Raw genomic sequence first — 11589 nt, forward strand, 5'->3', positions numbered from 1 at the left:
AAATTTTTCTCATACATTTTTTATATAATCTAAATAATCAATGCCTGCATAAATTACTTTATTATCTCTTATAACAAAACCAACTTCTGTACCCCAATCGCCTTCACCTTCGACAGCATAAGCTATTTCATCATCATCATTTATCATATCCACATATAAAGCCTCAAACCAACAATAATTCAAGATTTCACGAACATCATTTATCTTTGGTAATGTAAATTCATCTTTTACATTTTCCCAAAGTTGTGTGCAAATTTCATCTATCATACCATCTGTGAGATTATTCAAAGACTCTACACATTTTTCAGCACATTCTTTTAACTTATCGTCATTTATATAAATACTTAATTTATGCTTATATTCATCATCTTGAAAAAATTTACTTTGAAAACTGCCTTCACCATTTTCATTCGACCAATAAATCATAAAATAATTTCTTCTCAAATTTTTAAATTAATAAATTTACTACTTTATTAACTTCATTCTAGCATATTTAAAATACCTTAACATAAATAACTACTAAAATTCATTCAATATTAATTACAATTTTACAATTTACAAACAGCCTTAATAATCATGCTTTTAGTTAAATAGAAAAAGTTAATAAATAAAAAACACTTGACAAATTTAACAGAATAGTTTAATGTATACATATCGTAAAGTTGTAAACATGAAATCAAATATAATAAATCCTATGAACAGACAAGTAACTTATAGCAAAAAGCTACAGAGAGCTGATGGTTGGTGCAAATCAGTGTGATGTTATAGTGAACATCATCTGGGAGGATTTTGACTGAAAAGTAATTATACTTAGTAAGTCAAAACGGCTTTTCCTCGTTATTGGAAAATACATTTGTATATTCTAGTTATCGATTAATTATTATAAATGTATTCTGAGTGTTGCTATTATTAGCAAAATTTGGGTGGTACCACGGATTTAAAAAGTTCGTCCCTTAGAAATATATTTCATATATATTTTTAAGAGATGAACTTTTTTATTATATTAATGCATGTTTGCATAAATTTATAAAGTATTTTTTAATACAAAAGATACAAAAGGAGATTTTTTATTATGGCAAAAATTTATTATCAAGAAGATTGTAATCTTAACTTATTAAAAGGTAAAAAAATTGCTGTCATCGGCTATGGTAGTCAGGGTCATGCACATGCGTTAAATTTAAAAGAATCTGGTTTAGATGTTGTTGTAGGTCTTTACAAAGGAAGTAAATCCTGGGCTAAAGCAGAAGCTCAAGGTTTTGATGTTTTCACAGCTGCTGAAGCTGCTGCTCAAGCAGATGTTATCATGGTTCTTATCAATGATGAAAAACAAGCAAAAATGTATAAAGAATCTATCGAACCTAATTTAACAGCTGGTAAAATGCTCATGTTCGCTCATGGTTTTGCTATTCATTTCAATCAAATCGTTCCACCAAAAGATGTTGATGTTACTATGATTGCACCAAAAGCTCCTGGTCATACAGTTAGAAGCGAATATTTAAGAGGTCGTGGAACTCCATGTCTTGTTGCTGTATATCAAGATGCTACAGGCAACGCTTTAGATTTAGCTCTTGCTTATGCAAATGGTCTTGGTTGCTCTAGAGCAGGTGTTCTTGAAACAACTTTCAAAACTGAAACAGAAACTGACCTCTTTGGTGAACAAGCTGTTCTTTGCGGTGGTGTTTGCGCTTTAATGCAAGCTGGTTTTGAAACATTAGTTGAAGCAGGTTATGACCCACGTAATGCATATTTTGAATGTATTCATGAAATGAAACTTATCGTTGACCTTATCTATGAAAGCGGTTTTGCTGGTATGCGTTATTCTATCTCCAATACTGCTGAATATGGTGATTATATCACTGGTCCAAAAATCATTACAGAAGATACTAAAAAAGCTATGAAGAAAATTCTTTCCGATATTCAAGATGGTACTTTTGCTAAAGATTGGCTCATGGATAACCAAACTGGTTGTGCTCATTTCCTTGCTATGCGTAAACGTGCAGCTGAACATGAATGCGAAAAAGTTGGTGCTGAACTTCGTAAACTTTATAGCTGGAATGATTCCGATAAACTTATCAACAATTAATAGCGGCGATATATAAAGCAAAAAGAGATGCTGCAAAGCATCTCTTTTTTTATCAAAATATTTGATTACATATATAAAGGAGGAAAAATTCATGCGAATAAACGGCGCTCAAGCAATTATTGAATGTTTGAAAAAAGAAAATGTAAATCTTGTTTTTGGTTACCCTGGCGGTGCTGTTTTGACATTATATGATGCTTTATATCAAAATAAATTTCCTCATATTCTAACCAAACATGAACAAGGTGCTATTCATGCTGCTGACGGTTATGCTCGTTCTAGTGGAAAAGTTGGAGTATGTTTTGCTACATCTGGTCCAGGTGCTGCCAATTTAATCACAGGTATTGCGACAGCTAATATAGACTCTATTCCTATCGTTTGTATTACAGGACAGGTTGCTACTCATCTAATCGGTAAAGATTCTTTCCAAGAAGCCGATGTATGTGGTATTACAGCACCTGTAACTAAACATAATTACTTAATAAAAAAAGTTAGCGATTTACCACGAGTATTTAAAGAAGCATTCCATATTTCTTCTACTGGTAGACCTGGCCCTGTTGTCATTGATATTGCTAAAGATGTATTTGAAGCTGAAATAGATTTTGAATATCCTACAGAAGTTAATCTTCGTGGATATAAATTACAAAAAGATGGCAATACAGACGATATTGATACTTTAATCGAAGCTGTAAAAACTGCTGAAAAACCTATTTTATTTGTCGGCGGTGGCGTTATTTCTTCAAATACTTCTGCGTATATCAAACAATTAACTGAAATAACTGGCATTCCTGTTGTTGAAAGCCTTATGGGTAGAGGTTCTATTCCATGCGACCAATTAGAATCCTTAGGCATGGTAGGTATGCATGGTACTTATACAGCAAATATGGCAGTAATGGAATGTGATTTATTAATTGCTTTAGGCGCTCGTTTTGATGACCGTGTTACTGGTAAAGTTTCTGAATTTGCCCCTAATGCCAAAATCGCTCATTTTGATATTGATAGTGCGGAAATAAATAAAAATGTACATGTAGATTATCCTGTTGTCGGTGATTTACGTTGGTCTTTACCTTTGTTCACAGCTAAACTTTCTATCATTGGTGCACAATTAAAAGATCAATATAAACCTTGGCGTGATTACATCTTTGAAATGAAACATTTCAATCCTTTATTATATCGTGATGATGAAAATTTAATCATGCCTGAAAATATTATCACTAATATCAGTAAAATTTGTGATGAAAACACTATTGTAGTAACAGATGTTGGTCAACATCAAATGTGGGCAGCACAATATTACAATTTACAAAAATCTCGCAAATTTATCACTTCTGGTGGACTTGGTACTATGGGATTTGGTCTTCCTGCTGCAATTGGCGCTAAACTTGCAAATCCTGATAAAAAAGTAGTTTTATTTACTGGTGATGGTAGTATTATGATGAATTGTCAAGAATTTGCTACTGTTGCTGATTATAATTTAGATATAAAAGTAGTAGTACTCAATAACCATATGCTTGGCATGGTTGCTCAATGGCAACGTATGTTCTACAATCATCATTATTCCCATTCCGTATTAAGAGGTAAAACTGATTTAGTAAAATTAGCTCAAGCTATGGGTGTAAATGGTTATCGCATTGATAATAAAACTACATTCAATGAACAATTAGCTAATTACATCAATAGTGATGGCGCTTGTCTCATTGATATATTAATTCCTGATGAAGAAAATGTATTCCCTATGGTTCCCGCTGGTGGACGACTTGATCAAATGGTATTGGAGGCAGAACAATGAAATATCAATTAACACTATTAGCTGAAGATACTCCTGGAGTATTGAGCCATATTGTTTCCCTTATCAGCAGACGTTCATTTAATATCAATACCTTATCTGTAGGCTATACAGAAGAAGAACATGTTACTAGAATGAGCTTTGTCTTGACTGCTGATAGTGAAAATGAAGTAGAACAAGTTATGAAGCAAATCAATAAACTCATTAATGTAATCAAAATCGTTAATTTGACTCATATTGATTCAATCAATCGTGAACTTGTGATGATAAAAGTAAAAGCTGACCCTATAACTAGAAATGATATTGTAAATATAGTAAATATCTTCCGTGCAAAAATAGTTGATATCAATCGCGAAACACTCGTTATTGAATTAACTGGCGACCATACAAAAATTGATGCCCTTTGTGAAATGCTTGCAGATTATGAAGTAATCGAAGTAGCTAGAACTGGTACACTTACTATGTCCCGTGGTACTATTCCTGTAAAAAATATGTAATATATAAAATAAAGACATTCTTTTTTATAAATTTTAATTTAAAATTTGATATAGAAGAGAATGTCTTTTTATTTTTATTAAATTTAAAGAGGTGATTTCTGTGATATTAAATATTTTAGTAGATAATAATACTTTTATTGATAAATATTTTTTAGGTGAACCTGCACTTAGTTATTTCATTGAGTTAAATAATAAAAAAATTCTTTTTAATACAGGATATTCAGACATTTTTTTAACTAACGCAAGTAAAATGAATATTTCTTTAGCTAACTTAGATTATATTGTTTTATCTCATGGCCATAGCGACCATACTGGTGGGCTAAAAAGTCTTTTACATAAATATAATCTAGAAAAGACAAAATTAATAGCTTATCCTCAAATTCTTTATCCTAAATGAAAAAATAATATAGATATTAGAATGTTTATGTCTTTTGATGAATTATCATATAAATTAGAGCCTATACTTACAAAAGAGCCATATTGGACTGATGACAATCTTGTATTTTTAAGTGAAATTCCCACTAAATTTCCATTTGAGCGCATAAAAGTGGGAGAAGTTTTTAAAGATAATCAATGGCAAGATGATTTAAATTTTGATGATAGTGCTATGGTTTATAAAGGCAAAGACGGATTAGTTATCATAACTGCTTGTTCTCATAGTGGAATTTGTAATATTATCGAATATAGTAAATCTTTATTTCCTAATACAAAAATTCACAGTATTATTGGTGGTTTTCATCTATTAAAAGTCGATGATAAATTAAGAAAAACTATTGATTATTTAAAAGAACAAGATATCGATATTATTTATCCTGCCCATTGTACTTGCCTTCAAGCAAAAATTCAAATGGCTAAGTATATGAACATTCAAGAAGTTGGCGTTAATTTAAAATTAGAGTTCAAATAAAAAGAGTACAGATAAATTTTGTACTCTTTATTTCTGTTTATATTTATATTTCTATTTTTATATTTATTTTTTCTTTTTAAGCATATAACCTATAGCTAAAATAATAATCCATAAAGGTAAAATATACAAAGCATTTCTAGTATCAGGGATTTGATACATCATAAATGCAATAAAAATCAAAAATACAATACATAAATAATTGATGATTGGATAACCAATAGATTTAAAATGTAAATCTTTATCTTGCCCTAAACGAGCTTTAGCTTTTCTAAATTTCAAATGTGTAACAATGATGATAAACCAACTAACAAGTACTGCTGCTACTGCAATAGAAACTAGATACATAAATACTTTTCCAGGGAAAAGATAATTTAAAACTACTGCGATTAATGTAATTCCTGAAGAAATAAAAATACCAACCATTGGCACGCCATTTCTAGTTAAAGCAGTTAAAATCTTAGGAGCATTTCCTTGACTAGCTAAACCATATAACATGCGTGAATTACTATAAATAGCACTATTATAAACAGATATAGCCGCTGTTAATACTACTATATTTAATAAATTTGCTGCAGCAGGTATACCAATATTAGAGAAAATCTGTACAAATGGACTTGCTTCTAATCCCACTTCATTCCATGGATATAAAATCATTAAAACGACTAAAGTACCAATATAAAAAATAAGAATTCGCCAAATAACTTGGTTTATAGCTTTAGGGATAGATTTTTGTGGTTCATCTGCTTCACCTGCAGTAATACCGATTAATTCTATACCGCCAAAAGAGAACATAACTACTACTAAAGAAAGAGCAAGACCCCACCAGCCATTTGGCAAGTAACCGCCATGACTCCAAAGATTGCTGAGATTTTCAGGAAATGTTCCCATATCTGTACAAATAATATATATACCAAAAATAATCATACAGCAAATAGCCACTACTTTAATAATAGCTGTACAAAATTCAAATTCACCATATAATTTTACATTAATTAAATTAATCACTGTAATGATAATTAAACAAATAAGAGCAGAAAGCCATTGTGGTACATCTGGCAACCAATAATTTATATAAATACCTACAGCTGTTAATTCTACCATACTAACGATGACATAATTCATCCAATAATTCCAACCAGATAAAAAGCCTACGAATTCATGCCAATAAGTATTTGCATATGAGCTAAATGAGCCGGAAACTGGATTATCTACAGCCATTTCCCCTAACATACGCATAATAAAAAATATTACACAGCCACCAATTAAATAAGATAGTGAAATAGCTGGCCCAGCCAATTGAATTGTTGAAGCCGAACCATAAAATAGACCTGTACCAATAGCGCCACCTAAAGCAATCATCTGTAAATGACGATTTTTCAAACCACGCTTTAGACTTTGCTGTGAATTTGTTTTCATTTTAATTCCCTCCATCAATCAAATAAGGTAATTAATTAAAAACCCTGTAGGTTTTCTATTCCTACAGGGTTTAATTATTAATAGTACAAATAGATGTTACTATTATACACTATTTTATTTGTAATTTAAAAGACCTTTTTCACCAGCAACAACATTTTGTTCAATTTTAAAAACTTCAACTTTATTATTGCCAGTAAAAGCAATAGGAGATACGAGTGATTTACCTGCTTCTTGTACAACTTCTAAATCCACAACTACTAAAACATCACCTTGTTTTACTTCATCACCAACTTTTATATTAGAAGAAAAACCTTCGCCTTCCATTTCAACTGTATCAATTCCAATATGAATTAATACTTCTGTGCCGTCTTCTTTAGCTTCTAAACCAAAAGCATGACCAGTAGGGAAAGCAGCTGTTACTTTAGCATCAAAAGGTGCAACAACTGTACCATCTGTTAATTCAATACCGCAACCATCACCCATCATTTTTTGAGCAAATGCAGGGTCTGGAATATCGCTCATAGCCACCACTTTACCTGTCATCGGTGAAACAAAATTTTTTTCATTAGACTGAAATAGTTTTGAAAATAATCCCATTTATTTATCCTCCAAAATCTTAAACATACTACTTACGTTTTTTATTTATTATATACTAAGCTAGTATTACATTGCAATAAATATTCTAAATCATCATTAATTTTTGCAATTTAATTTCAAAATTGAACTGCACCCCAAAAGTTAGACACAAAACAACTTTTGGAGGTGCAGTTTTTTTATGACTAAATACTCAAATGAATTTAAAGTTAAAGCAATTAAAATGGTTTTAAAAGGAAATTCTATTTCTCATGTAGCTAAAATTCTAAACAAGCCAGATATAGCTCCTCTTTGCAGATGGATATCTCATTATGAACATGGTGGTATTCCACAACTTCTTCATAAAAATCTTAAATATACTCCTATCTTTAAGCAAAAAGTTATTGAATATAAATGGCTACATCATTTATCATTAAATCAAACAGCAGCCAAATTTTCCATTCCTAATACTGGTACAATTTCTACATAGGAAAAGTTGTATCATTCTTATGGCTTTTCTGGCTTACTTGCTAAGAAACGAGGTAGACCATCTATGAAAAAATCTAAATCTAAATACAAAGTTAACAAACCTAAAAAAGAACTTTCTTATGTTGAAAAATTGGAACAAGAAGTTTATCAATTAAGGATGGAAAATGACCTATTAAAAAAGTGGCATGCCTTAATGAAGCAATGGGAAAAGGAAGGAAGACACTAGTTTTAGTAATTGCTAAATTAAGGAAAAAATATACTCTAAAAGCCCTATTAAACTATACAAAATTAGCTAAAAGCACATATTATGATGCATTAAAAAAATTATCTAGAGAAGATAAATATAAAGGATTAAAAACATTAATTCATAATATTTGTAATAAAAATCATGGAAGATATGGATATAGAAGAGTAACTATGCAGCTGCATAAACAGGGAATAAAAATCAATCATAAAGTAGTTATGAGATTGATGAAAGAAGAAAATTTAACATGCAAAGTAAGAGCAAAAAAATATAAATCGTATAGAGGGCAAGAAGGAAAAATAGCTAAAAATATATTAAATAGAAATTTCAAAGCAGAAAAACCAAACGAAAAATGGGCAACAGATGTAACAGAATTTGCATTATGTAATGAAAAAATATACTTATCACCAATAATAGATTTATATAACGGAGAAATAATAAGTTATAAAATATCGAAAAGACCAATACTAAAGCAAGTATTAGATATGGTAGAAGATGCAACAAGAAAGATAAAAGAAACAAAAGGGATAATTCTACACTCAGACCAAGGATGGCAGTATCAAAATAAGAGGTATCAGAAGTTATTAAAAGAAAAAGGCATTATCCAAAGCATGAGCCGAAAAGGCAATTGCTTAGATAATGCCGTAATAGAAAATTTCTTTGGTTTACTAAAAACTAAAAAGCGAATTATTCTATTTAAAAAAATTCAAATTCGTTGAAGATTTTATAAAAGAGTTAAAATCTTATATAAAATATTATAATACAAAACGGATAAAGATAAAACTAAAAGGACTTAGTCCTGTAGAATACAGAACTAAGTCTCAATTAGTAGCTTAATTAATATGTCCAATATTTTGGGTGCATATCAGTCTTTTTTATATCATTAATATATATTTATTAAATTTAATCTGTCAATTTAAGTAATCTTTTACCATCTGCAATCGCCACAGCGGTTATGATGATGTCTGCCACCATCACGATAGCCATCACCATTACCATCACGGTAACCGCGACCATAGCCACAACCATATCCATAGCCTTCGCCATCACAAAGAGCTTGTCTTTCTTCAATAGAAGCTAAAATTTTATCTGCTTGTTCTTGAGTAAGTCTGCCATCTGCTACACGTGCTGCTAATTGATCTTTTCTAAGTTCTAAAATTTCTGCTTTAAACTCATCTAATTTGCCAGCTTCTTTAGCGATAGTGCCAAAAGATTTACCTGTATCGTGTCTTTCATCAATAACACTTTCTACGCTACGACCAGTGAGTCCAGCAACTATTTCTGCTGGATTATTATAAGCAGATGTCGCAAAAGCTGTAGTTGCAACGCTCAATGCTAATAATCCTGTAACGATAATTTTCTTTAAGTTTTTCATATTTATTCCTCCCTACTTATCTCTTATCTTTGATTATATTGTAGCAAGACTTTTTGTCAAAATTATGTCTTTTTTGTTTTATTTTAATGGTATTTTAAAAATAAATTTTGCCCCACCATCAAAATTATTTTTAGTAATTAATTCTATATTATGTCTTTCCGCTATCTGTTTTGCTATAGCTAAACCTAAGCCTGTACCTACTTTATTATGCTCACCATGAGTTTTGTAAAATCTATCAAAAATATGTGGCAAATCTTTTTCATTTATACCTATGCCATAATCACGAATAATAATTGTGTCATTTTTAGCCAAAACATCTACCTTATTATTTTCAAAAGAAAATTTGATGGCATTATCTAATATAATCAAAAACATTTGACGGAGTCTTCCATAATCACCAGAAATTTTTAAATTAGGATTTTCTAAATCAATATTTATATTAATATTTTTATTTTTAGCAATCTGCCTTGCACTTCTAACTACATCAGAAATTACATCATTTAAATTTAACTCCTGCTTTTCAATCGCAAAATCTGGATTTTGTAATCTAGATAAATCAAGTAAATCCCCCACTAATCTTTGCAAAAATTTAGCTTCATTTAACATCTGTAAATGATACTCATCAATTTGCTTAGAGTCTGTAATAATCTTATCACAAAGTGCTTCTAAAGAGCCTCTAATAACAGTTACTGGTGTTCTAAGTTCATGTGATATATTAGACACAAAATCCTTTCGCATTTGTTCTAATTTTAAACTTTCTTTACTAGCTTCATCTAAACGTCCAGCTAATAAATCCATTACATTTGCCAATTCACCAACTTCATCTTTCTGTTTTATATTACATTTAGCTTGATAATTGCCTTCGGCTAATTGCATTGCCACAGATTTCATCTTTGTCAAAGGTTTAGTGAAAAAATATGAAAATAATATTGCTAAAGCTAAAACAATAATAAGTGCTAAAATTATACTTATGCCTAAAATCATAAGCCCTTGATAAATCCCATCAGTGGTACCTTCTACAGGTGAATGCAACAATACAGCTCCCCATACTTTTCCATTTTCATCTTTTATCGGCACACCTACAGTTAACGTCAATTGTGATAAAACATCACTAAAGCCTTCACTAAATACTGTTTTATCTTGAAAAACTTCTCTGATAACCTCACTGGCATTTGGTGGCAACTCAGAAAAAGTATAATTTGCATGCATCATTTTATGATGTTGCATATTCCTTGGTGTGATGACATTCATATTCTCGTCTACAATCCAAACATTATAGCCCATAATTTCACTACTAAAATACAAATGCGCGCCATATCCCATGCCATTATATCGTCTACCACTTGATAATGATTGTGCTAACGATTGCGCATAATTTTGTAATTGCGTCTTATGCAAATCCACAGTATATTGCTTGAATAATACTAAAAACACACCACTAATTATAATGGAAAAAATTATCAAAGCTAGCGCAAAACTTAAGCTTAATTTTAGAGCTATTTTATTGTTTAACATCATCACTTACCTCAAATTTATAGCCAACTCCCCAGATAGTTTTTATTTCCCACTTACCATGAGGATATTTTTCCAATTTAGCACGCAATCTCTTTATATGGCTATCTACCGTTCTACTATCGCCAATATAATCATATCCCCATAATTTATTCAATAACATATCACGAGAAAAAACTCTATCTTTTTTAGTAGCTAAAGTCCATAAAATTTCAATTTCTTTTTTTGTAAGTGATAATACTTTATTATTTATACTCACTGTATAATCAACTAAATTTATCTGTAAATTATCATAACTAAAAACTTGTAAATTTTCTGTTTTAGGCTGAATACGTCTTAAAATAGCCTTTATTCTAGCCATTATCTCTCCTGGTGAAAAAGGTTTTACTATATAATCATCAGCGCCGATTTCCAGTCCCATAATCTTTTCAAAATCTTCACCACGAGCAGTAATCATTATAATTGGCACATTAGATGTTTTGCGAATTACTCGACATACTTCAAAACCATCTATTTTAGGCATCATGACATCTAATAAAATAATATCTGGTCTTTCCCTTTGAAATACATCTAAAGCCTCTTGTCCATCTACAGCAATAACAGTTTGATATCCTTCCTTTTTAGCATAAGCTTCTAAAATAGAAATAATTTGTTTATTATCATCTACAATTAAAACCTTCATAAAAAAACTCCCTTTATATCTATATTTT

13 protein-coding genes, 1 pseudogene and 1 other annotated feature are annotated in these 11589 nt (G+C 30.5%); of the genes and pseudogenes, 8 read left to right on the forward strand and 6 right to left on the reverse strand.

Annotated features, from left to right (window positions below; genetic code table 11):
- Positions 1-9: 9 nt before the first annotated feature.
- Positions 10-426, reverse strand: a complete 417-nt coding sequence (locus GXM21_RS09050; protein WP_008537272.1) for a DUF6985 domain-containing protein — start codon at positions 424-426, stop codon at positions 10-12.
- 259 nt (positions 427-685) lie between these two features.
- Positions 686-957, forward strand: a binding site (T-box leader).
- Positions 958-1072: 115 nt separating this feature from the next.
- Here GXM21_RS09050 and ilvC point away from each other — a divergent pair.
- The 5 genes from ilvC (at position 1073) to GXM21_RS09075 (ending at position 5270) form a co-directional block, all read left to right on the forward strand.
- Complete coding sequence (ilvC, locus tag GXM21_RS09055; protein WP_008537271.1) at positions 1073-2083, forward strand: ketol-acid reductoisomerase; 1011 nt, start codon at positions 1073-1075, stop codon at positions 2081-2083.
- Between the two features lie 91 nt (positions 2084-2174).
- Positions 2175-3869, forward strand: coding sequence for a biosynthetic-type acetolactate synthase large subunit (gene ilvB, locus GXM21_RS09060; protein WP_008537270.1), 1695 nt, complete (start codon positions 2175-2177; stop codon positions 3867-3869).
- Positions 3866-4363, forward strand: a complete 498-nt coding sequence (gene ilvN / locus GXM21_RS09065; protein WP_008537269.1) for an acetolactate synthase small subunit — start codon at positions 3866-3868, stop codon at positions 4361-4363. The genes ilvB and ilvN overlap by 4 nt, the downstream gene beginning before the upstream one ends.
- 100 nt (positions 4364-4463) lie before the next feature.
- Positions 4464-4760, forward strand: coding sequence for an MBL fold metallo-hydrolase (locus tag GXM21_RS09070; protein ID WP_008537268.1), 297 nt, complete (start codon positions 4464-4466; stop codon positions 4758-4760).
- Positions 4761-4781: 21 nt separating this feature from the next.
- Positions 4782-5270 carry an MBL fold metallo-hydrolase gene (locus tag GXM21_RS09075; RefSeq protein ID WP_039881287.1) on the forward strand — a complete coding sequence of 163 codons (489 nt, stop codon included), beginning with the start codon at positions 4782-4784 and terminating at the stop codon, positions 5268-5270.
- A gap of 63 nt (positions 5271-5333) precedes the next feature.
- Here GXM21_RS09075 and GXM21_RS09080 read toward each other — a convergent pair whose 3' ends face one another.
- Both GXM21_RS09080 and GXM21_RS09085 read right to left on the reverse strand, forming a co-directional pair.
- Positions 5334-6686, reverse strand: coding sequence for an amino acid permease (locus GXM21_RS09080; protein WP_008537265.1), 1353 nt, complete (start codon positions 6684-6686; stop codon positions 5334-5336).
- 114 nt (positions 6687-6800) lie between these two features.
- A complete protein-coding gene (locus tag GXM21_RS09085; protein WP_008537264.1) occupies positions 6801-7283 on the reverse strand; it encodes a PTS sugar transporter subunit IIA in 483 nt (160 codons plus the stop codon).
- Positions 7284-7461: 178 nt separating this feature from the next.
- Between GXM21_RS09085 and GXM21_RS09090 the strand changes: the two genes are divergently transcribed.
- The 3 genes and pseudogenes from GXM21_RS09090 to GXM21_RS09100 all read left to right on the forward strand — a co-directional run bounded on the left by GXM21_RS09090 (position 7462) and on the right by GXM21_RS09100 (position 8829).
- Positions 7462-7749, forward strand: coding sequence for a helix-turn-helix domain-containing protein (locus tag GXM21_RS09090; RefSeq protein WP_008537263.1), 288 nt, complete (start codon positions 7462-7464; stop codon positions 7747-7749).
- Between the two features lie 63 nt (positions 7750-7812).
- Positions 7813-7974 (forward strand): hypothetical protein, encoded by a 162-nt coding sequence (locus GXM21_RS09095; protein WP_163604705.1) that lies wholly within the window; start codon positions 7813-7815, stop codon positions 7972-7974.
- A pseudogene (locus tag GXM21_RS09100) lies at positions 7950-8829 on the forward strand (IS3 family transposase). Before GXM21_RS09095 ends, GXM21_RS09100 begins: the two are co-directional and overlap by 25 nt.
- Positions 8830-8920: 91 nt before the next feature.
- Here GXM21_RS09100 and GXM21_RS09110 read toward each other — a convergent pair.
- The 3 genes from GXM21_RS09110 to GXM21_RS09120 form a co-directional block, all read right to left on the reverse strand.
- Positions 8921-9367 (reverse strand): DUF2680 domain-containing protein, encoded by a 447-nt coding sequence (locus GXM21_RS09110; RefSeq protein WP_008537260.1) that lies wholly within the window; start codon positions 9365-9367, stop codon positions 8921-8923.
- Between the two features lie 78 nt (positions 9368-9445).
- A complete protein-coding gene (locus tag GXM21_RS09115) occupies positions 9446-10882 on the reverse strand; it encodes a sensor histidine kinase (RefSeq protein ID WP_039881286.1) in 1437 nt (478 codons plus the stop codon).
- On the reverse strand, positions 10869-11561 hold the full coding sequence (locus GXM21_RS09120) for a response regulator transcription factor (RefSeq protein ID WP_008537258.1): 693 nt from the start codon (positions 11559-11561) through the stop codon (positions 10869-10871). The genes GXM21_RS09115 and GXM21_RS09120 overlap by 14 nt, the downstream gene beginning before the upstream one ends.
- Positions 11562-11589: the final 28 nt, after the last annotated feature.

This window comes from Megamonas funiformis, from assembly GCF_010669225.1.
Taxonomy (GTDB): domain Bacteria; phylum Bacillota; class Negativicutes; order Selenomonadales; family Selenomonadaceae; genus Megamonas; species Megamonas funiformis.